21 protein-coding genes are annotated in these 24,269 nt (G+C 58.4%); 12 read left to right on the forward strand and 9 right to left on the reverse strand.

The genetic code is table 11. From position 1 onward, the window contains the following. Positions 1–119 precede the first annotated feature (119 nt). From ACZCED_RS00835 to ACZCED_RS00845, 3 genes are read left to right on the forward strand one after another with little or no spacing between them, the layout of a single operon-like run. On the forward strand, positions 120–1,571 hold the full coding sequence (locus ACZCED_RS00835; RefSeq protein ID WP_462970662.1) for a trimethylamine methyltransferase family protein: 1,452 nt from the start codon (positions 120–122) through the stop codon (positions 1,569–1,571). Between the two features lie 14 nt (positions 1,572–1,585). Further along, complete coding sequence (locus ACZCED_RS00840) at positions 1,586–2,374, forward strand: aspartate/glutamate racemase family protein (protein ID WP_462970663.1); 789 nt, start codon at positions 1,586–1,588, stop codon at positions 2,372–2,374. Further along, positions 2,374–3,240 carry a hypothetical protein gene (locus ACZCED_RS00845; RefSeq protein ID WP_462970664.1) on the forward strand — a complete coding sequence of 289 codons (867 nt, stop codon included), beginning with the start codon at positions 2,374–2,376 and terminating at the stop codon, positions 3,238–3,240. Before ACZCED_RS00840 ends, ACZCED_RS00845 begins: the two co-directional genes overlap by 1 nt. Before the next feature lie 138 nt (positions 3,241–3,378). Here ACZCED_RS00845 and ACZCED_RS00850 read toward each other — a convergent pair whose 3' ends face one another. After that, positions 3,379–4,809, reverse strand: a complete 1,431-nt coding sequence (locus ACZCED_RS00850) for an aminotransferase-like domain-containing protein (RefSeq protein ID WP_462970665.1) — start codon at positions 4,807–4,809, stop codon at positions 3,379–3,381. Between the two features lie 264 nt (positions 4,810–5,073). Between ACZCED_RS00850 and ACZCED_RS00855 the strand changes: the two genes are divergently transcribed. The 5 genes from ACZCED_RS00855 to hcp all read left to right on the forward strand — a co-directional run bounded on the left by ACZCED_RS00855 (position 5,074) and on the right by hcp (position 11,413). Next, positions 5,074–5,418 carry a DUF2917 domain-containing protein gene (locus ACZCED_RS00855; protein WP_462970666.1) on the forward strand — a complete coding sequence of 115 codons (345 nt, stop codon included), beginning with the start codon at positions 5,074–5,076 and terminating at the stop codon, positions 5,416–5,418. A 169-nt stretch (positions 5,419–5,587) separates the two neighbouring features. Next, on the forward strand, positions 5,588–6,478 hold the full coding sequence (locus ACZCED_RS00860) for a DMT family transporter (RefSeq protein WP_464859997.1): 891 nt from the start codon (positions 5,588–5,590) through the stop codon (positions 6,476–6,478). 403 nt (positions 6,479–6,881) lie between these two features. Further along, complete coding sequence (locus tag ACZCED_RS00865; protein ID WP_462970668.1) at positions 6,882–9,179, forward strand: nitric-oxide reductase large subunit; 2,298 nt, start codon at positions 6,882–6,884, stop codon at positions 9,177–9,179. A gap of 175 nt (positions 9,180–9,354) precedes the next feature. Next, positions 9,355–9,690 carry a cupin domain-containing protein gene (locus ACZCED_RS00870; RefSeq protein WP_462970669.1) on the forward strand — a complete coding sequence of 112 codons (336 nt, stop codon included), beginning with the start codon at positions 9,355–9,357 and terminating at the stop codon, positions 9,688–9,690. A 94-nt stretch (positions 9,691–9,784) separates the two neighbouring features. Beyond that, positions 9,785–11,413 carry a hydroxylamine reductase gene (hcp, locus tag ACZCED_RS00875; protein WP_462970670.1) on the forward strand — a complete coding sequence of 543 codons (1,629 nt, stop codon included), beginning with the start codon at positions 9,785–9,787 and terminating at the stop codon, positions 11,411–11,413. A gap of 92 nt (positions 11,414–11,505) precedes the next feature. Here hcp and ssb read toward each other — a convergent pair whose 3' ends face one another. After that, positions 11,506–11,967 carry a single-stranded DNA-binding protein gene (gene ssb / locus ACZCED_RS00880; protein WP_462970671.1) on the reverse strand — a complete coding sequence of 154 codons (462 nt, stop codon included), beginning with the start codon at positions 11,965–11,967 and terminating at the stop codon, positions 11,506–11,508. A gap of 53 nt (positions 11,968–12,020) precedes the next feature. Next, positions 12,021–13,130 carry a DUF362 domain-containing protein gene (locus ACZCED_RS00885; RefSeq protein WP_464859998.1) on the reverse strand — a complete coding sequence of 370 codons (1,110 nt, stop codon included), beginning with the start codon at positions 13,128–13,130 and terminating at the stop codon, positions 12,021–12,023. Positions 13,131–13,283: 153 nt separating this feature from the next. Here ACZCED_RS00885 and ACZCED_RS00890 point away from each other — a divergent pair, with 153 nt between their 5' ends. After that, on the forward strand, positions 13,284–14,495 hold the full coding sequence (locus tag ACZCED_RS00890; RefSeq protein WP_464859999.1) for a THUMP domain-containing class I SAM-dependent RNA methyltransferase: 1,212 nt from the start codon (positions 13,284–13,286) through the stop codon (positions 14,493–14,495). 361 nt (positions 14,496–14,856) lie between these two features. Continuing rightward, a complete protein-coding gene (locus ACZCED_RS00895; RefSeq protein WP_462970674.1) occupies positions 14,857–15,972 on the forward strand; it encodes an aminotransferase class I/II-fold pyridoxal phosphate-dependent enzyme in 1,116 nt (371 codons plus the stop codon). Positions 15,973–16,323: 351 nt separating this feature from the next. Here the strand turns inward: ACZCED_RS00895 and ACZCED_RS00900 are convergent, their stop codons facing one another. From ACZCED_RS00900 to ACZCED_RS00910, 3 genes are all read right to left on the reverse strand, one after another. Next, positions 16,324–16,689, reverse strand: coding sequence for a hypothetical protein (locus ACZCED_RS00900; protein ID WP_462970675.1), 366 nt, complete (start codon positions 16,687–16,689; stop codon positions 16,324–16,326). A gap of 73 nt (positions 16,690–16,762) precedes the next feature. After that, positions 16,763–18,457, reverse strand: a complete 1,695-nt coding sequence (locus ACZCED_RS00905; protein ID WP_462970676.1) for a glutamine--tRNA ligase/YqeY domain fusion protein — start codon at positions 18,455–18,457, stop codon at positions 16,763–16,765. A 31-nt stretch (positions 18,458–18,488) separates the two neighbouring features. Next, positions 18,489–18,626 carry a hypothetical protein gene (locus tag ACZCED_RS00910; protein WP_464860000.1) on the reverse strand — a complete coding sequence of 46 codons (138 nt, stop codon included), beginning with the start codon at positions 18,624–18,626 and terminating at the stop codon, positions 18,489–18,491. A 275-nt stretch (positions 18,627–18,901) separates the two neighbouring features. On the opposite strand from ACZCED_RS00910, the gene rlmN reads away from it, so the two are divergent. Next, positions 18,902–19,954 carry a 23S rRNA (adenine(2503)-C(2))-methyltransferase RlmN gene (rlmN, locus tag ACZCED_RS00915; protein WP_464860001.1) on the forward strand — a complete coding sequence of 351 codons (1,053 nt, stop codon included), beginning with the start codon at positions 18,902–18,904 and terminating at the stop codon, positions 19,952–19,954. Between the two features lie 404 nt (positions 19,955–20,358). On the opposite strand, the gene ACZCED_RS00920 is transcribed toward rlmN, so the two are convergent. From ACZCED_RS00920 to ACZCED_RS00930, 3 genes are all read right to left on the reverse strand, one after another. Further along, positions 20,359–20,931, reverse strand: a complete 573-nt coding sequence (locus ACZCED_RS00920; RefSeq protein WP_462970679.1) for a lipid-binding SYLF domain-containing protein — start codon at positions 20,929–20,931, stop codon at positions 20,359–20,361. A 128-nt stretch (positions 20,932–21,059) separates the two neighbouring features. Continuing rightward, positions 21,060–21,716 carry an NAD(P)/FAD-dependent oxidoreductase gene (locus tag ACZCED_RS00925; protein WP_462970680.1) on the reverse strand — a complete coding sequence of 219 codons (657 nt, stop codon included), beginning with the start codon at positions 21,714–21,716 and terminating at the stop codon, positions 21,060–21,062. Positions 21,717–21,776: 60 nt separating this feature from the next. After that, a complete protein-coding gene (locus tag ACZCED_RS00930; RefSeq protein ID WP_462970681.1) occupies positions 21,777–22,379 on the reverse strand; it encodes a GNAT family N-acetyltransferase in 603 nt (200 codons plus the stop codon). A gap of 613 nt (positions 22,380–22,992) precedes the next feature. On the opposite strand from ACZCED_RS00930, the gene ACZCED_RS00935 reads away from it, so the two are divergent. Then, positions 22,993–24,057, forward strand: a complete 1,065-nt coding sequence (locus tag ACZCED_RS00935; RefSeq protein WP_464860002.1) for an extracellular solute-binding protein — start codon at positions 22,993–22,995, stop codon at positions 24,055–24,057. Positions 24,058–24,269: the final 212 nt, after the last annotated feature.

Here is a 24,269-nt window from a genome sequence, read left to right on the forward strand (position 1 = left end):
CGGGCCTGCCGAGGCGATGACGCCGGTAAACAGCGGCCGGGGGTGTACCCGGGCACGCGATGGGAACCCGGTCGGTTTCAACGGACAAGCACCGACGGTGTCATCATGGAGAAAAAAACATGAAAGAGAAGTTGGCCGTTATTCATGACCAGGCGCTGAGGATTCTGCAAAAAGTCGGTATCAAACTGCATCATGCGGAACTTATCCAGCGGATTCGACAACCCGGGGTATCGGTCAACACCAACACCGCTTTTTTTACGCCCGATTTCATCATGGATGCCGTTGGCCGGGCACCTGCATCATTCACCCTTCATGCCCGCAACCCCCGCCATGACACGGTGGTCGGTGGCGACCACGTTAACTGCGCCCCAGGATACGGCTGTGCGACCGTATGCGCGCCTGACGGCAGGCGGCGCAATGCCGTGATGGCGGATTACGTCCGCTTGGCCCAACTGATCCACCAATGCCCGCATTTTACCATCAACGGGGGTATTCTGGCCCAGCCATCCGATGTCCCGGCAGATCAGAGCCACCTGCTGATGGTATACGCGGCCATGCTGAGTTCGGACAAGTGTCTCATGGGCGTTCCAGGCCATCGGCTGCAGATGCAGGCGCTGATGGAACTGGGCGCGGTCGCCTTCGGCGGCCAGGCGGCGTTTACCGCCAAACCGCACCTGTTGACCCTGATCAACACCATCAGCCCTCTCCAGATCGATGAAATGGCACTTGACGCCATGATCGTCGCGGCAGAACATAACCAACCGGTGATCATTTCGCCCTCCCCGGCGGCCGGCACCACCGGCCCCATCGACATGGCGGCCAACATTTCCCTGGCCACCGCCGAGGCGCTTGCCGGCATCGCCATCGTTCAGACCTTGAGGCCCGGAACGCCGGTGATTTTCGGCCTGCAATGCCTGGGCGCCGATTTGAGGAGCGGCAACATATCGATCGGTTCTCCCGCCTATACCCTCCAGTCCAAATATACCGCGGCGCTGGCCCGCATGTACCACCTGCCCAGCCGCTGCGGCGGTACGCTGACCGATGCATCTTACCTGTCGCCACAAAGCGGCTACGAAAGCATGTTGAACATGTTGGCGACATTTCAAAACGGGGTGAACGTCGTCGTCCACAGCGCCGGTACGCTGGACCGGTTTGCAGCCATTTCCTATGAAAAGCTTATCATGGACATCCAGATTATCGATATGGTGAAGTATTACTTCGATGATCTGAAGATTGACCCCAGCACACTCAACCTGGAACTAATCAGGAGCGTCGGACCGGGAGGGCAATTTCTAACGACCAGGGACACGTTGAACAAATGCCGGACGCACGCCTGGAACCCGCTTATCGGCGTGCACGGGAACACCAGCGGCGGGTCTCCGCCGGAGCTATTCTTAAATAGCCTTGCCGTCCGGCAACAGGCCATGCTGGACAGCTACACCGCTCCGCCCATGGATCGGGCGCTGCTAGCCGAACTGGATGGCATGATGGTGCGGCAGGGCGTCGACCGGGGACGGCTGTCCACGATACGCAGCCAGGCATGGGGGAATTCACCCCCCTGCAACGATTAAAACAGGAGGACGCCATGATCTACGGCAATCGGGATGCCGGCATCAACTATATCCGCACACGCAAGAATCACACCTGCTACGGCATGGGCATCGGCATCATGGTGCTGGACGATGCCTACCCCGGGTTTCCGGGGGACGTGCGCAATGCCAGCGCCTTTCCCTACCCAGTGCAGTACGAGATTGCCGAGGGTGTGGACAACCACACCCTGGTGTGGGAGGCCGACAAAACACCCTGCCGGGAGCCCATCCTGCGTGCCGCCGCCCGGCTCGAACGCATGGGCTGCCGGGCCGTTGCCGCGGAATGCGGGTATTTTGCCTATTTCCAAAAAGATGTGGCCCGGCATGTAAATATACCGGTGTTCATGTCCAGTCTGCTCCAGGTGCCCTTCATTCAACAGGTCATCGGGCCGGATCAAGCCGTGGGCATCCTCTGTGCCCAGAAACGGTTTTTGAGTGATGCCCACCTTGAAAACGTGGGTATCGACCTGAACAGCCGGTTCATCGTCGCCGGCGCCCAGGACGAATACGGCTGTCCCGAATTCGACAATCTGTGGGACCATGAGAAACGGCCGGACGTGCCGGCCATATTTTACAACAAGGCCGAATCGGATATGGTCCGGATATGTACCGAATTCAGCAAATCGAATCCACGTATCGGGGCCCTCATGCTCGAATGCACCGGCATGCAGCCCTTTGCCCGGGCCGTTCAGCGGGCGACGGACCTCCCGGTCTTCAGCTGGGGCACGCTTCTCGACTATGCGTATTCCATCGTGGTGCATCGGGACTACTACGGTCACGTCTGATGGCTTATCTTCTGTTGAGCATCCTTTTTTCCTCCTGTCTGCCGTTGCTGTTGAGGGCGTTTGCATCCTGGCGGGTCAGCCTGGTCATGGCCATTACCCTGAACTATCTGGTTTGTGTGGTTGTGGGTGCGATCTTCTCATTGGAAAGGGAGGCGTCGGAGTGGGTCCGGATTCACTCCTGGACCTTGCCGGCCGTCCTTCAGGGGGCTTTTCTGGCGGGTAATTTCTATCTGCTTGCCTTCACGGCGCAGCGTTCGGGGGTGTCCATCGCAGCACTTTCCAGCCGTCTGTCCGTGGCGATTCCCGTGGTCCTGGCGATCCCTCTCTATGGAGACCGGTTGAGTGTCATCAATGGCCTGGGGGTTTTAGGGGCACTGGTGGCGCTTGGGCTTGCCTCCGCGGTGACGACCGAACCGGCCGCCCAGCGCAGGGTGCGTTCAGCCGGGCTCCCGGTCGTCGTTTTTTTTTCATTCGGGCTGCAGTTTGCGCTGCTGAAATTTGTCCAGCATTTTTTGCTGGTCCGCAATCAGCACCACGATTACCTGGCCGCATCCTTTTTCTTCGCCCTTCTCGTCAGCCTCTGTCTGTTGATGGTCACGCATCATCCCGCCGGTTCGATCGATCGCACCCGGAGCCTGCTGGGCGGCCTCACGCTGGGAGCGTGCAACTATTGCGCACTTTTTTCGCTGACACGGGTGCTGAGTGTCGACGGCTGGCAAAGTGCGATGATCTTTCCCACCTATAGTGTCGGGGTGGTGGTGGTCAGCACCGTCGGCGCAATGGTTCTGTTTGCCGAAAGGATCTCCGGCCGGCATATGGTGGGAATTGGTATCGGTTTGGTGTCCGTTGCCATGCTAAACCTCTGACGGCTCCGTGAACCGTCCGATACCTGCATCACGTTTGACCCCCTCGTCACGGAGGCCCGCCGTCCGTCCTTTTTTTTCCTCGAGGATCTGCACGCCCGGAACTCGACCGACACCCATATAGACGGCGTTATCCGCGCTTCAGCCCGCCTGCGCCATCCTGTCGATGACCCGTCCCAGCCGCCGGATGGCGGGCGTGGCCTGGTCGGACCAGTTAGCCGCGTTCAGGCGAATGAAGTTGCCGTAGCGGTCGCCGGTGGAAAACAGATGGCCAGGCGTGATGGCGATGCCTTCATCAAGGGCGGTTCGGTAAAGCGCCAGCGCATCGATGCACTCGGGCAATTCAATCCACAGCAGATAACCGCCGGCAGGATCGGTCACGCGGATATCCGATGGAAAAAATCGGATCACCGCCCGCCTCAATTCGGCCACGCGATCCTGGTACACCCGGCGAATCCGTCGCAGGTGTTTGCGATAGCCGCCTTCTGCCATGAATTCGGCCACAGCCACCTGGGGCAGGGTGGCCGTGGCCAGGCTGGTGCTGTATTTCAGCCATGCCACCGTGGATCGATATCGCCCGGGTGCGGCCCAGCCCACCCTGAGTCCCGGTGAGAGCGTCTTTGAAAAGGAGGCGCACCACAACACCAGGCCCTGGGTATCGAATGCCTTGGCCGACAGGGGCCGCTTGGCGGAAAAGTGAATGTCGCCGAAGATATCGTTTTCAATCAAAGGGATGTCGTAAGGCGCCAGCAGGTTGACCAGGGCTTTTTTGCGCTCATCCGGAATACAGCTTCCCAGGGGGTTGTTGAAGTTGGAAATGACCAGGCAGGCCTGTACGGAATTGTTTTCCAGGGCAAAACCCAGGGCTTCCAGGCTGATGCCGTCTCTGGGGTGCGTGGGTATTTCCAGTGCTTTAAGGCCCAGATTCTCCATGTATTGGAACACGTCGAAGCAGATGGGTGACTCCACGGCAACCGTGTCGCCGGGTCGGCAGACGGCCTGCAGGCAGCTGGAGACGGCTTCGCCGCAGCCTGACGTGATGACGATTTCCTCGGCGTCCAGGGTGCAGCCGGCCACCACCGCATGCCGGACGATCTGCTGGCGAAGAGGCTTGTTGCCGGGTGGTGCCATATACAAACCGGCACGATCCCCCATGCGCCGGGCTGCGGATGCCATGATCCGGTTCAGCTGGCGGGTGGCGGTGAGTTCCTGGGCGGGGTGGGCCGCGCCCAGCTGGGTCAACTTCGGGTTGAGGGTGTCCCGCAAGACGATCATGGTAATCAGCTCGCGCATACCCACGGTGCTCGGGTCCGGTTCAGGATCGGAAAGCGCCGGTTCGAGGGGCGCACTGGGCAGCTGGCTGTTGACATAAAACCCCGATCTCGGCCGGGGAACCAACAGGCCGCGCGCCTCCAACAGGTAGTAGGCCTTGAGTATCGTGGTGATGCTGACCTTCCATTGCTGGCTCAACTTGCGCACGGACGGTGCCGCCGCCCCAGGGCCGAAGGCCCCTTCTTCGATCAGGCGGGTGAACTGGTCGGCGACCTGTTGATATTTCGGTGTTTTACCCATGGGCGGGCCTCCCCGGATGAACGATGTCACAGTTAAAATCAGTACAATTGTGTGGCTTCTTTACCAGTACAGTCACAAAATTATCATAACTGTACGCATAACAAAACATGATATTTGTGGCTGTTATTCTTTTTCATTAAACGGTATTCATGATGCCAGGGTAGCACAGGTTGCCTTGATTCAGCAGCGTTGCCGATCGCAGCGGCTGCTTGGGAAAACCGCTTTAATGATCCTGCCGGTGAAGGGCGGGGTGAGGAGGTCGCAATGAATCATCAACTTCAGGAAACCGGCAGCATGATGGGTGCTCACAGGCGCTTTTTTCTGTCTAACCTGCGCACGCCGGACACGATTGTCGATCTGGCCGTCGGGCAGGGCTGGGGGCTAAAAGGAAAACGCCGGCAGCAGACACTTTTTTGCCTTAAGGGAAGCGTCTGGGTCACCCAGGAATGTGACATCCGTGACTACGTGCTCGCGGAGGGCGATGCGTTTGTCGTCACCCTGCCGGGTCTGGTTCTGGTCCGGGCATTAGCGCCGGCACGCGTCGGCTACGCCGAAAGCATGATGCCGGAGCCGTTCAGGGGGCGTTTCAGCCAAACGGTTTTTAACTAATGCCCATTCACAAACGGCATCTTTCGGTCCAGGCCGATGTTCGCACGCTGCTGTGCACGTAGTGATGCGTCAGCGCGATTCTCGACGCAGCCGTGCTACACCTCCGGTTTCAACATCGTTGCGGCCTTGGCCTGAACCCAAATCGACCATTTTCCGATCAGCAATACGCATGCACAAAATTAACGACAATCGACTGGCCGTGCTGATGCTCCTTTCGGCTGCCCTCTTCTGGAGCACCAGCGGGATCCTCATCAAGATGGTCGCCCTTCATCCCATGGCCATTGCCGGCTGGCGAAGCCTGATTGCCGGCGGCGTGATCCTGCTGCTGTGCAGAAAAGAGATCAATGTTTCCTGGGGCATCAACCCGGTTCTCGCCGCAGCCTGCATGGGCCTGTTTTGCATCTGTTTCGTGGTCGCCACCAAGCTCACCACGGCCGCCAACGCCATCGTTCTGCAGTATGCGGCGTCAGCCTATGTAGCCATCCTTGCCCCCAGAATGCTCGGTGAGCCCACCCGGCGCCAGGACTGGTATTTTTTGTCGGTGGTCGTCGCCGGCATCGGGCTCTTTTTTTTCGATACGCTTTCCCCGCGCGGCGCCATGGGCATTCTGGTGGGCATGGTCGGGTCGGTCTTTTGGGCGGGCGCCATGATTTTTCTGCGAAAATCGCGCAATGGATCCACGGCTTGGCCCATTGCCCTGGGCAACTTCATGGCCGCCGGCCTGTGTCTGCCGTTCATGTTCCGGCAGGCACCCTCGTCGATCGACTGGCTTGGTTTGGTGGGGCTGGGCGTGATTTCGCTGGGGGCCGGCTACGCGGTTTTTGCCTATGCGATCAAACGGGTCCGGGCGCTCGAGGCGACGCTGATCCCGTCCATCGAACCGTTGATCAATCCCATGTGGGTCTTTCTGGCCACTGGTGAAGCACCGGGAATTTGGGCCGCTGCCGGTGGCGCCCTGGTGCTTGCCGCGGTGACGGTTCGCGGTCTGGTCATGGCGTACCACGGACGGATCCCTCATCGCCCGGTCAAGCCGTTGCCGCTGACCTGCCCAACGGGGTAGTGGACCATTGCTGAATCCGCTCGCTCTCCTGCGGCCGGCATCGGGATGCCCGCCATTGGTTTTCTGCGGGGGGCATGTGGCGGGATTACCGTTCGGCGAATGAAACCGGCCCGCCAGGAAGCGCCCTTTATAACCTGTGCTCAGCGCATACGAATGGTGCTTGCCGGGAGCCGTGCACCACTGCATGCCTTCCCCATCGACCCTCCTTAATCGACCCCATCATTTGTTGTTTTTTTATCAACAGTGTTGTTAAAACATAAACATATGAAACGTTGCGATATTTGTAACTTTCATTTTAGTGTATTGAAATATTTGATAAATTAATCTGGCATCCGGCTTGCTCTACCTTTTGGAAAAACAGAGATCGAAGACCGTTACACCGAAAGGAAAAAAGGAGGAAGCCATGAACGAGACCAGACGTCTGTGGATGTTGCTGGGGGTCGTCATTTTATCCACCCTGTTTGTTTTGGGTTGGTTTGGGCGCGAATTGTACCGCAAGGTGCCGCCGATCCCGCTGACGGTTAAAACCGAATCGGGCAACGTGCTGATGACACGCGATGACATTCTTCGTGGTCAGCAGGCCTGGCAGAGCTTCGGCGGTCAGCAGGTGGGATCCATCTGGGGGCACGGGGCCTACCAGGCACCGGATTGGTCGGCGGACTGGCTGCACCGCGAGGCCGTGGTCCTGCGGGATCTGCTGAGCCGAAAATATCACGGGGCCGCATTCGAGAACCTGACCCGGCCGCAGCAGGCGGAGATCAATCACCGCCTGCAGGCCGAGATGCGCACGAACACGTACCAGCCGGAATTCGGTACGGTGCGCGTATCCAACGAGCGGGCGACGGCCATGGCCCGGACCGCCGACCATTATCTGGCGCTGTTCAACGATGATCCTGAACTGGCCGGCCTTCGCGAATCCTACGCGCTGCATGAAGGCGCACTGCCCGATCCCGTTCGGCGTCAAGCCTTGACGTCCTTTTTCTTCTGGACCGCCTGGGCGGCCACGACCCAGCGACCGGGTATGGCCGTGAGTTACACCAACAACTGGCCCCACGAGCCGCTGGTAGGCAACCTGGCCACCACCGCCAGCCTGGTCTGGTCAATGGTCAGCATCGCCCTCCTGCTGGCCGGTGTGGGTGCCCTGGTGTGGTATAAGCGGTTTCACGACCGCGAGGAAGTACCGCCCACACCGGACCGGCAAGATCCCCTGGACCGCATTGCAACCACGCCGTCCATGCGGGCGACCGGCAAATACACCGTCACGGTCATTGCCCTGTTCGTTTTCCAGGTGCTGCTCGGCGGCCTGACGGCCCATTACACGGTGGAAGGCGATTCCTTTTTCGGGTTGCCCCTGGCCGGCGTCCTGCCCTATGCGGTGGTACGGACCTGGCACATCCAGCTGGCCGTCTTCTGGATCGCCACCGCTTTTCTGGCCACCGGGTTGTACCTGGCCCCGGCTGTGGGCGGGCATGAACCGCGCTTCCAGCGCCTGGGGGTCAATGTGCTCTTCGGTGCCCTGCTGCTGGTGGTGGCCGGTTCCCTGGTCGGCGAATGGCTTTCGGTTCAGCAGACCTTCAGCCTGGATGCCGGCTTCTGGTTCGGGCACCAGGGTTATGAATACGTGGATCTGGGACGCTTCTGGCAAATCCTGCTGTTCGTGGGGCTGCTGCTTTGGCTGGTGCTGATGCTGCGCGGCCTGTGGCCGGCGCTGCAGCAAAAGGGCCACCGACGTCAGCTCGTCCTGCTGTTTGCAGGTTCATCGGCGGCCATCGGCCTGTTCTACGGCGCCGGGTTCTTCTATAACGCCCGAACCCACCTGACGATCATGGAGTACTGGCGCTGGTGGGTGGTTCACCTGTGGGTGGAGGGCTTCTTCGAGGTCTTCGCCACCGCGGCCATGGCCTTCATCTTCACCCGCCTGGGACTGGTCCGCTCGATCAGTGCCACACGGGCCGTGCTCTTCTCGTCGGCCATCTACCTGTTCGGCGGCATCCCCGGGACGTTTCACCATCTGTACTTCAGCGGTACGCCGATCTCCATCATGGCCGTGGGGGCCTCCTTCAGCGCCCTGGAGGTCGTGCCCCTGGCCCTGATCGGCTACGAGGCCTGGGAGACCTATCAGAAAGTCCACGCTGTCGGCTGGATGGAAAAATACCGCTGGCCCATCCGCTTTTTCCTGGGCGTGGCCTTCTGGAACCTGGTGGGTGCCGGCGTTTTCGGATTCCTGATCAATCCGCCCATCGCCCTGTATTACATGCAGGGGCTGAACACGACACCGCTGCACGCCCACGCGGCCCTGTTCGGGGTATACGGCCTGTTGGCCCTCGGGCTTGTGCTGGTGGTGCTCAGACGCCTCTTCCCCCGGGGAGCATGGCGGGAAGCACCGCTGCGGATCGCCTTTTGGTCCATGAACGGCGGCCTGTCGCTGATGATCGTGTTGAGCCTGCTACCCATCGGCCTGATGCAGACCTGGGCCAGTATCGAACACGGGCTGTGGTACGCCCGTAGCGCCGAGTTCCTGCAGCAGCCACTCATGGAGCGTCTGCGCTGGTTGAGGACCATCGGTGACACGGTGTTCCTGGTGGGGGTGGGTGCCCTGGCCTGGTTCGTGGTCGGCCTGATCACCGGCTGGTCGTACCAAACAGACACGGACCGGCTCGATCGCAAAGACGCGCCCGCGCCCCATGGCTTAACGGCATAATTGAGCACGGCGTCCGGGCATCCAACCGGCTGATCAGTGCCCGGACCCGAACGTGTCAAAGATTGGCTCGCATAGGAACAGGCGGCGCATTATTATATATCCCGGAAGATGATGGAAGAAAATACATGAAATCCGTCCAACATACAGAAAAAAATTAGATAAAAAGGAGGTTTACATGACCATTGAACCTGATAAAATGAAAGGCACCGCATTTCATTTGGCGAACTTTGTCGATTACGCCGACGATTCCGTCGTCAGCAAAACCTTGTTGAAGAAGACAACCGGCAACCTCACCCTTTTCGCTTTCGACGCCGGCCAGGGGCTCAGCGAACACACGGCCCCTTTCGATGCGGTGGTCTATATTCTCGACGGCCAGGCCCGGATCACCATCGGCGGCAGCCCGCAGGACGTCGGAGAAGGTGAAATGCTGATCATGCCGGCCAACATTTCCCACGCGCTGCATGCGCAGAAGCGGTTTAAAATGCTGCTGGTGATGATCCGGGGTGAATAAGTGCCGCGAGTCCGCGGACAAATGGACATCGTTCAGGCATACCGGCGAGTTAAAATGCTCGCTGGACCAACCAGTAAAGACAAGGAGGGACACCATGTTTTGTTACCAGTGTGAACAGACCGCCAAAGGAACCGGCTGCACCGTCCAGGGGGTTTGCGGCAAACAGCCCGAGGTGGCCGCGCTGCAGGACCTGTTGCTTTACTCGCTCATGGGATTGTCCCAGGTGGCGGTGGCGGGTCGCCGGGCCGGTGTCTCCGACAGGGACGTCAACATCTTCACCGTCAAGGCCGCCTTCTCCACCCTGACCAATGTGGACTTCGATCCGGACCGTTTCGTGGACCTGATCAACCAGGCGGTGGACCGGCGGGAAGGTTTGAAAGCCAAGGTTCAGGCGGCCGGCGGCAATGGCGCCTGGGCGGACGGTGCCGCCGCCTTCCAGCCGAAAGCCACCCTTGAGGACCTGGTGGCCCAGGCTGAACAGGTGGGACTGAAATCCTACCCGGGCGACAACCCTGACGTGCTGTCGCTGAAGCACACCGTGTTGTTCGGCATCAAGGGGGTCAGCGCCTATGCGGACCACGCCCTGATCCTGGGGCAGGAGGACGAAAGCGTCTACGCCTTCGTTCACGAAGGACTGGCTGCCATCCAGCGCGACGACATGGGCGTGGACGAGTGGGTCGCCATGGCCCTGCGCTGCGGCGAAGCGGCCTACAAGGCCATGGAACGGCTGGATGCCGGCAATACGGAAACTTACGGCCACCCCGTGCCCACGCGGGTGCCGCTGGGCCACAAGAAAGGCAAGGCCATCCTGGTTTCCGGGCACGACCTGAAAGATCTGGAAGAGCTGCTCAGGCAAACCGAGGGTACTGGCATCAACATATACACCCACGGGGAGATGCTGGCCACCCACGGTTATCCCAAACTGAAAGCGTACCCGCATTTTTACGGCCAGTTCGGCACGGCCTGGCAAAAGCAGATCAAGGAGTTCGCCGAGTTTCCCGGGGCCATTCTGATGACCACCAACTGCATCCAGCGGCCCAAGAATGATTACAAGGCCAACCTGTTCACCAGCGGCATGGTCGGTTGGCCGGGCATTCCCCACATTGCCGACCTGAACTTCAAGCCGGTCATCGATCGTGCCCTCGAACTGCCTGGCTTCCAGGAAGACCATGTCGACCAGGAGGTCACCGTGGGCTTTGCCCGCAATGCGGTGCTCGGCGTTGCCGACAAGGTCATCGAGGCGGTCAAGGCCGGCAGTATCCGGCACTTTTTCCTGGTGGCCGGTTGCGACGGCGCCAAACCGGGGCGCAACTACTACACCGAATTCGTGGAAAAAGTTCCCCGGGACTGTGTCGTTCTGACCCTGGCCTGCGGCAAATACCGCTTTTTCGACATGGACCTGGGCGACATCGGCGGCATTCCCCGGCTGCTGGACGCCGGCCAGTGCAACGATGCCTATTCGGCCGTACAGATCGCCACGGCCCTGTCAAAGGCGTTCAATGTCGGGGTCAATGAACTGCCCCTGTCGCTGATCATCTCCTGGTATGAACAAAAAGCGGTGTGCGTGCTGCTGGCCCTGCTCCATCTGGGCATCAAGGGCATCCGCCTGGGGCCGTCGCTGCCGGCGTTCATCACGCCCAATGTGCTGGACACCCTGGTGAAGAATTTTGACATCAAGCCCATCGGCACGGCCGATGAGGACTTAAAGGCTATTTTGGGATAATTGATCTTGGATGGATCGACCTGAAAAAGGGGCTGCCCGCAATGATCGCGGCAGCCCCTTTTTACGATCCCGTCAACGGTCAACAGATGTTCCTAAAAGGGAATATCATCCTCCTTGTCATTCTGGTAGGGCTGCTGGGGGTAACCCTGATCCTGCGGATAGCCGCCACCACCGCCCGCTGCCGGTCGGGGACCACCACCGCCGCCCTCCCGGGTGCCGAGCATCTGCATGGTGCCGCGCTGGTCGATCACGATTTCCGTGGTATAACGGTCCTGCCCGTCCTGCCCCTGCCATTTGCGGGTCTGCAGTTTGCCTTCGACGTAGACCTGCCGTCCCTTGGACAGGTATTCCCCGCAGATTTCGGCCAGTTTGCCGAACACGACCACCCGGTGCCATTCGGTCTTTTCCCGCTTTTCCCCGCTGTTTTTATCTTTCCAGGATTCAGATGTCGCAATGGAAAAATTGGCTATCGGTCTGCCGTCGGCGGTATACCTGATTTCAGGATCCTGTCCCAGATTACCCACCAAGATGACTTTATTGATACCACCCGCCATAAGTTACCTTCCTTTCATTCATGGGCGCCGGAGGGCAGCCCGTTGGTTTTTTTTCATCGTTTTTTGGTCAACCACGCAACCACTTTTCCAGCCAGCGGCTTTTTGGCGTGGATGGCGGCGTGGGGGCACACCTCCAGGCAGCAGTAACAGCGGATGCACGTGTCGGTGTTAAAGCTTATCCCCCGGTCCGTGTAAGAGATGGCCTGGGCCGGACAAATCTTCCAGCATTCCCCGCACAGTTTGCAGGCCTTGTTGTCCGCCACCGGCTGTTGAATGACGAACTTGCGCATGAACCGACCCAGAAAGTCCGGACCCATGGTGATCGAGCCCAGTTCCGGGAATTGAAAGTCGTCCAGGATGTTCAGGTCCCCGTTGATATGGACACTGCCGTCATACACCCCCAGTTCCCTGGCATTGCGCTGGGTTTCCAGGTTGTCGGGATCCATGCCCACCTGAAGACAGACCACATGATCCACGGCGTGGGCATTTTTTCCGCCCATCAGCAGCCCCAATTCGCGGGGGGATCCGCTTTTGCCCGGTCCCTGGCCCTGCATGGCCAGGATGCCGTCCATGATGGTATAGGCGGGTCCGATGGCTTCGTAGATGCTTACGATCAGCCGCCCGAACATGTGCCGATCCACACCCGTGCGCATGTGCCATTCCGGCTTTTTCAGGCCCACGATGCAGCCGAAGAGGTTTTTTACCCCCAGGGTCAACATCATCTGGGTGTGGGTCTTGAGCTTGGCCAAGTTGATTACCACATCGGCTTCCATGGCATCTTTGGCAATATCGATTTTGCCGAAAGGTTCACCCACGTCCACCGCCATGGTTTTTTCAAAGGGCCTGACCGTCACGTCGAGGTCTTTGAGGATCTGCTCGTAGCCGCCCTTTTTCCACAGGGTGGAAAAACTGCCCATGGCCGGACTGTCCGATATCTGGACGCGGGCCCCTTTTTCCAAGGCGAATTCGGTGGTTGCCTTGACGATCAGCGGGTGGGTGGTCAGCGCTTTTTCGGGCGCTGCCGGGGCGAGGAAATTGGGCTTGATCAATACCCGGGTGCCGGCCCCGATGGACGGCCCTTCAGCGGATCCCAACATCTCAAAAACGATGGGCCGAAGCACCTGGTAATCGTAAGCCGCTTGTCGGATATGGACGGTGGACATGCCTGTGGTGCTCTCTGGAAAACGTCGAAATTACGTCAACAGTCGATTATTTACAAGCGTCGGGGCAGCTGATAAAGTGCGCTCATTAGCGCAACTTAGTATTGATGCACCGGTTAATCAAGTCCTTTCCCCGCCCAGGGAGCACCCCAACCGATGACGGATTCATCCACCGGTAAAGCCACAACGGATTATACTGAAGACCGCGCGTTTATCAAGCGGGTGCGCCGCCATGTTGGCGGCCGCATCCGGGAGTACTATGCGGTCACCACACCGGGCGTCGAGGACATCTGCCGGCAGGAACTGATCGGTCTGGGCCTCGACCCCAGTAGGCTGACCGTGGATGGCGGGGGAGTGGCATTTGCCGGGCGGCTGGTGGATTGCCAACGGGCCAATCTTTATTTGCGCACGGCCACACGCATCCTGATGCGCATCGGGGCGTTCAGTGCCACCAACCTGCGCCGGCTGGAGAAAAAGGCCGGCGATATTGCCTGGGATCTGTTTCTCCCGCCGGGGCTCCTGCCTGAAGTGAAGGTGAGCAGCCGCCGTTCCCGGCTCTACCACACAGAGGCCATTGCCCGGACCATTGGCGACAGCATCATACGCCGGCTGGATGGGGCTGGCGGACCGTCGTCAGCCGGTTTCCCCCAGACCCTGTTTGTGCGTGCGGTGGAAGACCGGTTTACGCTCTCCCTGGACAGCAGCGGGGAGCCGCTTTACAAACGCGGCCTGAAAGCGGGCCCGGCCCGGGCGCCCATTCGGGAAACCCTGGCGTCGGCCATGCTCATGGCCGCCGGTTACGACCCCCGGCGGCCGCTGGTGGATCCCTTGTGCGGGTCCGGGACCTTTTCCCTGGAAGCAGGCATGATGGCCAAACAGATGGCCGCGGGCCTGAAGCGGGAGTTTGCCTTCATGGGGTGGCCGGCTTATCCTGAAGGCCAGTGGGGCTTTCTCAGGCGGGAGGCCGAGTCGAACGTGCAGGACTTGGTGCAGCCCTTGATCTTCGCCTCGGACATTGATGCCGGTGCCTGTGAGCGGCTGGCCGGTACGATCGCCGGCAACGGGTTGTCGGATGCCGTCAGCGTGGAGCAAAAGGATTTTTTCCATTGCGCGGGCGATCAGTATGGCAGCGGGATGGGCCTGGTGACGATCAATCCGCCCTATGGCATCCGTATCGGTTCGGCCAAAACGGCGAATGAGCTGTTCAGGAATATCGGCCGGCACCTGGAACAACGATTCAAGGGGTGGTCGGTTGCCCTGATCGCTCCCAGGCCCGAACTGGCTCGCAGCCTGCCCTTTCCGGTCAGGCAGATGCCGTTGCTGCATGGGGGAATTAAGCTGACGCTAGTATGGGGAACTATCGACTAAAAACCGTTTCAATACATGTTCATGAACCCCCGACATCCTTGGATCAGCATCCCAGCTTCCTCGACCCGCCCCAGAATGAGCAGTGGGTTCAGTTCCATGGCCAATTCTAATGCGCTAAAAGAAATTGGCATCGAGCATGTGCTGATCAGGCCGGTCACGCTAAGCGGTTTGTCGAAAGCCGTCCGAAACGTGCTGGATTCGAAGGCGCCTAACTAAATGAATTCTTTTGGTAGGGTCCGTACTATCCGTAAATACGGACAGCCCTTCTTTCCACCAGACAGGTGTTTCGCCACGACCATGCACCTGCCAGTCAAAAAATGTTATGCTTTGAAAAAAGCAAAAGGAGATCAGGAAGGACAAAATGAGCGAGAAACAGTCGATTAATTTCCTGCGAGGGGTTCCTGCTGAAGAAGCATTATCATTTCTTATCCCAATGGCGTCGGAGGGATACGAAAAAGTCATCAGGCGGCATGGGGTGGATGTGCTTCAATACGGACATTTTACCGGCTTTAAGCCACTGCGGGATCTGATTGGCGGCTTTCATCGTGTCAATCCTGAACGGGTTATCGTCGGCAACGGCGGCCTGGAGATTATCTCGCTTTTTTTCAAATCGCTCCCCAGAGAAAGCAATATCATTGTCGAAGAAGCAAGTTACGATCGCGTGTTACTCGATGCAACGCGCTATGGGCATCATTTGATTGGTGTCCAATTGACACCCGAGGGGGTCGATTTAGATCAATTAAAAGCAGTCGTTAATAAGAACGCGGTTGCGGCTTTTTACGGGATACCGTTTCATCACAATCCGACTGGCATCAACTACACTGAGGAGAACCGAAAGGGGGTTGAACGCGTTTGCCGGGAGCAGGGCATGCTGTGCGTGTGGGACATCTGTTATCAAGCCCTGCGGTATGATGGAAAGGAGAATGGGTTGATAGCGGTTTCGGAATGGGGACCCATTTTAACAAGCTCCTTTACGAAAACGATCTCTCCGGGAACCAAGTGCGGGTATATGGTCGTTCCAAATCATTATGTCGGGCATCTATCCCGCGTTATTGCCAATACACGCATAAACCCCAACCTGCCGACGCAGGCGTTCATAGCCGATTTTATCGAATCAGGACGGTATGACGAATTCGTCAAATACTTATGCAACCTTTACAGACCGAGAATGGAGGCTTTAAATACTGCGCTGAACAGCCTGTTCCCCGGAGCGTTTCCAGTTTCAATCAGCGGTGGCTTTTTTGCCCCACTCACCCTTGAAAGTATTTCGATCCAAAAAGAAGCATCCTTCATCGAATCCGTGCAACAAGCCGGCGTGGGCATTGCTGCTGCGTGGGATGCCATCCCTCCGAATTGTGTGGAAGAAGCACGCAAAAAAGGTCTTTTTATCAGATTGACCTTTCCGGCGTATGCGCCGGATAAAATCAGATGGGGCATTTCGAAGCTCAAAGAGACGACAGCGCGTTTTAGTCGATGAGAACGTCGTTTGTGGATGGTCAGATGCTTGACGCCAAGATGCATTTTCGATCCACAACCGTCGTTCTCACGCCGGCGGCGGTCTCCGTGCCTTGAACAGGCGTTTGCCAACCATTTGCGGAGAAAGGGGTTCGGGTGAGACTCGGGACCGGCACAAGCAAATGCTCTGGAATAAGATAAAAGAGAACAAAAAAACAGGTCTCGAAATGCCTTAAACGATCTCTTTTGGTTTCAAAAACGATGTTTCAGGAGGCAAGGGTCCGGTTCGGGGAATGCGCCCGACATTCAGATCGAATTTTATGAATCAAAGGGCATCTCTGAAATCCCTGGGGTTGCATCAGCCGTGACACGTTTACTTTTTCTCAATTTTCACGGATACCGCAAACCTTCCAGCGCCAGTCAGGAGAAGCCCAAGGCTGATGCATGCCAGTGCCCCTGCGTATAACGGCAGAGTTTTATAGCCGACATTGATGTAATTAAAAAAGTAAAGGCTGTAGACGGCCGCAAGCAAGGCGCTGCTCATACGAAACAAGTAACCCGTCAACATCCCCAATCCGGCCAGGACTTCCACCAGCAGAATGATAAGACCCACCACCTGGGCTGAAAAGTCGGCATGCAGAAACCGCATATCCTTTCCTACGGCGGTCCAAACCTCTGCACCGTCCATAAGCCGCGGGACTGCGTAAACCATGAGTGTTGCCGCCAGTCCCAATCGCATGATCAATCATCCGGTGTTTAATTGGCCTTCGGTGGTTGATTCCATCATGCTCCTTTTCGCAGGCGATTATAGATCAGGACTTTTTTTGAAGCTTGGCCCAGGCATCCCTCAGGGTGACGGTGCGGTTGAAGACCAGCGCCCCGGATTGTGAATCCTTCGCATCCACGCAAAAATACCCCATGCGCTCGAACTGGCAGAAGTAACCCGGGCCGGCATCGGCCAGGCAGGGTTCCAGTTTGCAGCCGCGCAGCACCTCCAGTGCCTCGGGATTGATAAAATCCTTGTAGGTCGTGCCGTCCATCTTTTCGTCCGGGTTGGCCTTGTTGAAGAGCCGGTCGTAGAGCCGCACTTCGGCGTCCACAGCGTGGGCGGCCGACACCCAGTGCAGGGTGGCCTTGACCTTGCGGCCGTCCGGTGCGTCGCCGCCGCGGGTGGCCGGATCGTAGGTGCAGCGCAGCTCGACCACTTCGCCGGTCTTCTCGTCCTTGATCACACCGGTGCAGGTTACGAAGAAGGCGTAGCGCAAGCGCACCTCACGGCCCGGTCCCAGCCGGAAGAATTTCTTGGGCGGATTCTCCATGAAATCGTCGCGCTCGATGTATATTTCGCGGGAAAAGGGGACCTTGCGCACACCGGCATCCGGATCTTCGGGATTGTTGACGGCCTCCAGATCGTCGACCTGGCCCTCGGGGTAATTGTCGATAACCACCTTCAGTGGGCGCAAGACGCCCATGACCCGGGGGGCCCGCTTGTTCAGGTCCTCGCGGACGCTGAACTCCAGCAGGGCCACGTCGACCACGCTGTCGCGCTTGGCCAGCCCGATGCGGTCGCAGAAGTTGCGGATGGATTCGGGGGTGTAGCCGCGGCGGCGCAGGCCGCAGATGGTGGGCAGGCGCGGATCATCCCACCCGTTCACCTGGCCTTCGTCCACCAGCTGGATCAGCTTGCGTTTGCTCAGCACCGTGTAGCTCAGGTTCAGCCGGGCAAATTCGATCTGTCGGGGGTGGCAGGGAGCGTCCACATTGTCCAGCACCCAGTCATAGAGGGCGCGGTTATTTTCGAATTCCAGGGTACACAGGCTGTGGGTGATGCCCTCGATGCTGTCGGACAGGCAGTGGGTAAAGTCGTACATGGGGTAGATGCACCAGGTGTCGCCGGTGCGATGGTGGCTGGTCTTGCGGATGCGGTACAAGGTGGGGTCGCGCATGATCAGGTTGGGGTGGGCCATGTCGATCCTGGCCCGCAATACCCGGGCGCCGTCTTCAAACTCGCCGGCACGCATGCGCTGGAACAGGTCCAGGTTCTCTTCCACGCTGCGGCTGCGCCAGGGGCTGTCCGTGCCCGGTTCGGTGAGGGTGCCGCGATGCTGCCGTATTTCGTCGGCGTTCAGATCGTCCACGTAGGCTTTTCCGGCCCGGATAAGCTGAACGGCATAATCGTAGAGCTGTTCGAAATAGTCCGAGGCATAGTGCAGGCGGTCATCCCAGTCGAATCCCAGCCAGCGTACATCCGCCATGATGGCGTCCACATACTCCACGTCCTCTTTGGTCGGGTTGGTGTCGTCGAAGCGCAGGTTGCAGGTGCCGTTATAGGTGTTGGCCACCCCGAAGTTCAGGCAGATGGATTTGGCGTGGCCGATGTGCAGGTAGCCGTTGGGTTCCGGGGGAAAGCGGGTGGCCAGCCGGCCGTTGTTTTTGTTGGCCTTCAGATCCGTTTCGATAATGGTGGTGATAAAGTTGGATCCGGGCATGGTCTCGTTTTCCGTCATCTTTTCTTTCCTTGGTTATTGCCTGGCAGATTCAAACTGCCTGCAAGGGTTGTCTGATCCGGACAGCGGCTACGGAAATCGCCTGCCGGGCGGCATTGAACCGCGTCAGCGAGCGCACTCCCCGTCGCTGGCGGCGGGCGTAGCGGGCCAATTGAAAATAGACGTTCATCCATACGGTGCGCCGCAGCACTGGCGTTGCCGGCAGAACATGCCCCGCGGCTTGCCGCGGGGAGGGTTATATATCGCAAAAAGCATAGGGGGTGTCAAACCGAGCCTGATGCAAACCGCTTCGTTTCAGCCAATACATGTTCCTGATTCGCATTTCAATCATAGAAATGCGCCATGTCTGCATTTGCTGCTAATCATTGAAGTTGCGCTTTTATGCTGATAACATGCGGTCACCATCAAAAATCCGTATGCTGAACCAAGCGCATTGGAGGATCGTTGCTAAAGATTCTCGATACCACCCATGACCAGTTTGTCGATGCCTTTCGCCGGCGATACGGCAAGGGAGCCCACATCAGCTCGCCGGTTTACCGCCATGTGATGAAGACCGGGAAAACCGCATTTCACGAGTTGGCCGCCGTTGCCGGTTTGTCGGAACTGGCCGGCCAACTGGAAACCGACCTGGCACTGACACCCGGCCGGCTGATCAAGCGGGTATCCGACGGGGATGTGGAAAAATTCGTCACCCGCCTGGCGGACAACCTGGATATCGAGTCGGTGGTCATCCCCATGTTCCGGCGCCACACCCTGTGTGTGTCCAGCCAGGTGGGATGCCGCATGGGATGCCGCTTCTGCCGGACCGGTCAGATGGGCCTGTTGCGCAGCCTCACCGCAGCGGAAATCGTCGGCCAGGTTTATGTCGCCCGGCACCGGTTGGGGTTCGATATCCGCAATGTGGTGTTCATGGGCATGGGGGAGCCACTGGACAACCTGGATAACGTGATTCAGGCCATTCGGGTGCTGACGGATCAGCGGGGACTGGACATCGCCCGGCGCTATATCACCGTTTCCACCGTTGGTCTGACCGCCGGCATCGACCGCCTCGCCCGGCTGGATAGTGCGCCGGTGAACCTTGCCGTCTCCCTCAATGCACCTACCGACGTCATCCGTTCCCGGATCATGCCCATCAACCGGTCCATCCCAATGGCAGTGCTGCAGGCGTCGCTGCTCAGATACCCGCTGGCCAGAAAGTCAGCCCTGTTTGTGGAGTATGTATTGATTCAGGGTGTCAACGACCGGCAGGAACACGCCAGGGCCCTGGCGCGATACTTGGCGCCCATGAAGGTCAAACTGAACCTGATTCCATACAACCCGGCGCCCGGCTGCCAATGGCAACCCCCGTCAGCGGCTGCCGGCGACCGGTTTCACGCATGGCTGGTGGCAGAAAACGTATTCGTTCGCAGGCGCGGCGAAAAAGGCGGCCGCGTCATGGCCGCCTGCGGTCAGCTGGGTGGAAAAAACGAGCCACCCGGCCGTCTGCCGCTTGGGTGATCCTGTTCGCTTTTAAGCAAGGGCGCCTTTTTTTTCAGTTTGCTCGCCGCACCCCAAAGGAGCGTGGTTGTAGGCAGCGCTTGAGGAATAGTTGACACAGATGCCTGCCGCCCCCTTGCATGAACCTGACACAGCACTTATGTTTGTTCTGAATCGTCAGGAAATGCCATTGACCTGACGATCCGAACACCCTCCAATACGAAAAGGGGAAATCATGAACCAACCCATGATTTCCCCTTATTTTTTCTAAAGGTCCGGATGCGTGGCTATCCCGGCATGTATGGCCTGCCGCCAAGGGAGGCTAAACCGAGGCGGTGGTGCCTAAAATGTCCGGCGATACGCCATACCCGTCGAGCAAGGCCCTGTTCCTTACGAACCGATTGCCCGGAGGCCGAACGCGTTGCCTATTGGTACGGTTCGAAGGAGATGGTTTGGCCGCCGACGGCGGCTTCGAGCATCAGGCCGCCCATGGTCTGGATAAAAACCGCCATTCCCTTGTAGTAACTGGTTTCGACCTGTTTGGCCGTGGACGGCAACACGCTGGCACCCGCTGACGCGCCCATGGACCCGGCTTTTGCCTGCAAGCCGGCCGTGACAGCCACTGCGGATGCATTGGCATCGAACTCGAAGGTTCCGCGGGTAAATTCATCGTAGGCTCGCTGGTCCTCAAAAAATACGATCTCGCGGAAGGCCTGACCGCCCACTTGATAACCGATCGACATTTTGATCAGCGTGGCTGTTCCGGTGGCTGTGTCGCCCCTGAAGACTTTGCCTTTGCCATAGGCGGCGCCGACGAAAAGGCCCCCTTTGCCCACGGTGGGAAAAACGGCATAGCCGTAAGCCGTTTCAAAAAACGGCATCACGGCAGGGGATGCTTTAAATGCGGCGATCGCGTTGGCGTGGCTGTCGGCAAAGACCGAAGCCGGCGCGGCAGCCATTATCACGACAGCCAGGGCAATAAAAACAAAGCGTTTCATAGCGTACCCTTTCGTTTAAGGTTTGACTGACAAAAGCTGCGGTATGCCGTCCCAAGAACGCAGGCAACCGCCGGGATGCGGTGGCGTGCCGATTCCAAACAGGCTCTCTGTCGCGGTTCAACCGGCAGTCAGGACAGCGCCTTCTGAAAAGGCGTCAGCCCCACCCGCTCGATCATTTTGCCTAAACGTTCACCCGTCGAGGCATTTTCCCTGTAATACGCAACGGTCCTGTCGACGGCGTCCAGGACCTGATTGTCATCCAGCCCCGAAACCAGTTCCTGGGCGATGCGCGGCTCGGCGCCCACATTGCCGCCGATAACGACCGTCCAGCCATCCTTGAGGCCGATCAGGCCGATATCCCGCACCCAGGATTCAGAGCAGCTCAGGTGGCAGCCGGATACGGCCATCTTGAATTTCCCGGGCAGCTCCGCGCTGTGATATTTCTTGTCCAGGGTCATGCCCATGCCCATGGCGTCCTGTTTGCCCAGGCGGCAATAGGTGTTTCCCGGGCAGGCCCGCACGCTGCGCACGCACAGCCCCACGGCAGCTCCCTTGTCCAGCTGCAGGTCGTTCCAGGCGGCATCGATGTGCTCTTCTTTCAACCCCACCAGGACCACCCGGGTGGCCCCGGTAATCTTGATCGCCTGCGCCTCGTATTTTTCGGCCACATCGGCGATGGTTCGCAGCAGTTTCGGGGTGACTAGCCCGCAGGGGATGTGCGGGGCGATGGCATACGTCTCTTTGTCTCGCTGTAAAATGGCGCCTTTTTCTCCAAGTTTCAACATCTTTTCCTCCTTATGGGTCCTGCGGAAGGGTTTATTGCTGCATTAAAAAGGTGCTTGCCGCTATGATGGATCCCTGATCATCACCCGGTATTCGACACCGGTCGCGGGCTCCAAAAAACCGGCGGTGTCCTTAAACCCCAAGCGTTCATAAAAACGCATATTCCGCGGGGTAAAGGTTTCCAGAAAGGTGGAGCGGCCCAATTCGTCCGTCCGGTCCAGAATCGGCCGGATCAGGCCGGGGCCAAGACCCTGCCCTTGAAATGGTGGAGCAACCCCGACGATCGAAAGATACCAGCTGCCCGGGGGAACGACCCTCGTCGTCTGTGCAGCCATGAATCCGGTGATTTTTGCATACGTGGACAGGCTGACATGGCCCATGTGTTTCCTGAGAAATGCTTTTTTTTCTTTGGTCATCTGTCTGGACCGGTCAGCGTCGAGCGGCCTGGACCAGATCGATACGCCAACGGCCGTGCCGTCGGGACGATACAGGCAACCATATTTGCGGGCTTCTCGTATCGAGTAGTCATAGTAGCGCAGCATGGCTTCCCTGCGCTGATCCGGTCCACCGGAAACGCTGCTTTCCATGGCCATGTAGAAGGCATCCTCGGTCAGGGCATCGTAAAGCGCCTCGGAAAACGCCCGGTAATTAAAAATGTAGTCCATTTCAATCAACCCAATTGGGGGCCGACGGCCAATTGAAAAATGTATTGACCCCTCCCTGCGGCAAGCCGTGGGAAAGTTCCACCGTAAGGATCAAATTCGATTTAACGTTCGCTCGCTAACCCCGCCGCAGGCGGCGAGGGATGCCCTCGCTATCGCGGTTCAGGGGGAGTTGCTTTTGTCACATGGTGGACGTTTTAACGAGCGCCGCAGGCTCATCGCCAAGCACACCGCGAGAGCCTTTTCATACGGGAAAGCGCGTATGAATGCAATCCGGATGCTGCAACGGGATCAACCGGTGCGGAACCGGCGGCTTTCTCACCGGCGCCTAACATTTGCCTGCCATATTCGCCGAAGCCGTTTCCGGAAAACGACGGTTCCACTGCCGTCAGCGGCGCGGGCAGCCTCGCCGGCCGGATGCCGATAATTTTCAGGTTTCGTATTGACGACACGGCGGCCCGGGAATACTATAAAAAAGTTCGATGCATCTTTCTCAACACCATTTCCAAGTTTATGATCCCCCGATCAGGTTCGGCGTTGAACCTTGCAGCACCAAGCATTGCAACCGGTTCGATTCTGCATGATGAACATCGCGTGTCAACAGGAGGAGAAAAAAATGAAAAAAGCAGCCGTTGTGTGTATCGCCGTGTCACTGGTCCTCGCATTTTCCCTGGCATGCCAGGCCGAAACGCTCGAATTACTCACATGGGAAGGGTACGCCCCCAAAGAGCTGATGGATAAGTTCGAGAAGGAGACCGGAATCACAGTAAAGCCGACCTACTCCAACAACGAGGAGATTATTGCCAAGCTTCGGGCCACCCGCGGCGCCGGTTTCGATCTGGCCCAGCCCAGCCAGGACCGGATCTCGTCGGTGCAGGCCAAGTACAAGCTTTACCAGCCGATCGACTTTGCGAAAGTGGATACCGCCCAGATCGTTCCTTCCATGCTCGAGGCGGTAAAGAAAAACACCATGGTCGGGGATAAGAGCTATGCCGTTCCCCACGTCTACGGCACTTCCGGTTTGATCGTGAACCGCAAATACGCACCCGACGCCTCAGATTACAAGGATCTGCTCAACCCCGCCTACAGCGGCAGAGTCAGCTATCGGCTCAAACGGCCTACCCTGATCGGCATCGCTTTTTCCATGCAGCAGGATCCCTTTGTGCTTTACGCCAACCCGACAAGCTATAAAAAGCTGATGGAACGGGTCGGCGAAAAGCTGATCGCGGGTAAGGGGCTGGTGAAAAATTACTGGACCAACGGCGATGCCCTCCTACAGTCCATGCGTTCGGAAGAGGTTTTCGTGGCCATGGCCTGGGACAACGGCGGATGGAAAATGCATGCCGAAAATCCGGACATCGATTTCGTGGCTCCCAAAAGCGGCGCCTTGGGCTGGATCGACACCTTCACCATTCCGGCCAAAGCCAAGAACGTCGAGGCGGCCTATAAATGGATCAATTTCATGCTGAAGCCCGAGAACGCGGCGGTGTTCACCAACAAGGAAAAATACGGCACCGCATCCGCCGGGGCCATCGAGTATTACGATGCCGAGGTCAAGGCCAATTTCCAGCGCTCTTTTTCCAAGGCCGATATCGACAACATCAAATGGTATCCGCCGGTTCCTGCCAAGCTGGAATCGATTGAGGGGTTGATCCTGGATAAGGTCAAGGCCGCCAACTAGCGCGTGTTCATCCGGAGGTGGCATCTTGCGGCCCAGGCCGGCGTTCTCGCGTTTCCACGCACGTAGTGAAGCTTTAGCGCTATCCTCGACGTAGCGTCGCTAGGCCTCTGGTTGCGGAAACGCTGCGGCCTTGGCCTGAACCGCAATCTACCACCTCCGGACAAACACGAGGCATAAACCCTCTCACAACTGTCCATTATTTCAAAATGCGA

It is taken from the genome of Desulfosarcina sp. (genome assembly GCF_055467485.1).

Coding starts and splice junctions, on each gene's coding strand:
- ACZCED_RS00835 (WP_462970662.1), top strand. CDS start 120: ATGAAAGAGAAGTTGGCCGTTATTCATGACCAGGCGCTGAGGATTCTG.
- ACZCED_RS00840 (WP_462970663.1), top strand. CDS start 1,586: ATGATCTACGGCAATCGGGATGCCGGCATCAACTATATCCGCACACGC.
- ACZCED_RS00845 (WP_462970664.1), top strand. CDS start 2,374: ATGGCTTATCTTCTGTTGAGCATCCTTTTTTCCTCCTGTCTGCCGTTG.
- ACZCED_RS00850 (WP_462970665.1), bottom strand. CDS start 4,809: ATGGGTAAAACACCGAAATATCAACAGGTCGCCGACCAGTTCACCCGC.
- ACZCED_RS00855 (WP_462970666.1), top strand. CDS start 5,074: ATGAATCATCAACTTCAGGAAACCGGCAGCATGATGGGTGCTCACAGG.
- ACZCED_RS00860 (WP_464859997.1), top strand. CDS start 5,588: ATGCACAAAATTAACGACAATCGACTGGCCGTGCTGATGCTCCTTTCG.
- ACZCED_RS00865 (WP_462970668.1), top strand. CDS start 6,882: ATGAACGAGACCAGACGTCTGTGGATGTTGCTGGGGGTCGTCATTTTA.
- ACZCED_RS00870 (WP_462970669.1), top strand. CDS start 9,355: ATGACCATTGAACCTGATAAAATGAAAGGCACCGCATTTCATTTGGCG.
- hcp (WP_462970670.1), top strand. CDS start 9,785: ATGTTTTGTTACCAGTGTGAACAGACCGCCAAAGGAACCGGCTGCACC.
- ssb (WP_462970671.1), bottom strand. CDS start 11,967: ATGGCGGGTGGTATCAATAAAGTCATCTTGGTGGGTAATCTGGGACAG.
- ACZCED_RS00885 (WP_464859998.1), bottom strand. CDS start 13,130: ATGTCCACCGTCCATATCCGACAAGCGGCTTACGATTACCAGGTGCTT.
- ACZCED_RS00890 (WP_464859999.1), top strand. CDS start 13,284: ATGACGGATTCATCCACCGGTAAAGCCACAACGGATTATACTGAAGAC.
- ACZCED_RS00895 (WP_462970674.1), top strand. CDS start 14,857: ATGAGCGAGAAACAGTCGATTAATTTCCTGCGAGGGGTTCCTGCTGAA.
- ACZCED_RS00900 (WP_462970675.1), bottom strand. CDS start 16,689: ATGCGATTGGGACTGGCGGCAACACTCATGGTTTACGCAGTCCCGCGG.
- ACZCED_RS00905 (WP_462970676.1), bottom strand. CDS start 18,457: ATGACGGAAAACGAGACCATGCCCGGATCCAACTTTATCACCACCATT.
- ACZCED_RS00910 (WP_464860000.1), bottom strand. CDS start 18,626: ATGAACGTCTATTTTCAATTGGCCCGCTACGCCCGCCGCCAGCGACGG.
- ACZCED_RS00920 (WP_462970679.1), bottom strand. CDS start 20,931: ATGAAACGCTTTGTTTTTATTGCCCTGGCTGTCGTGATAATGGCTGCC.
- ACZCED_RS00925 (WP_462970680.1), bottom strand. CDS start 21,716: ATGTTGAAACTTGGAGAAAAAGGCGCCATTTTACAGCGAGACAAAGAG.
- ACZCED_RS00930 (WP_462970681.1), bottom strand. CDS start 22,379: ATGGACTACATTTTTAATTACCGGGCGTTTTCCGAGGCGCTTTACGAT.
- ACZCED_RS00935 (WP_464860002.1), top strand. CDS start 22,993: ATGAAAAAAGCAGCCGTTGTGTGTATCGCCGTGTCACTGGTCCTCGCA.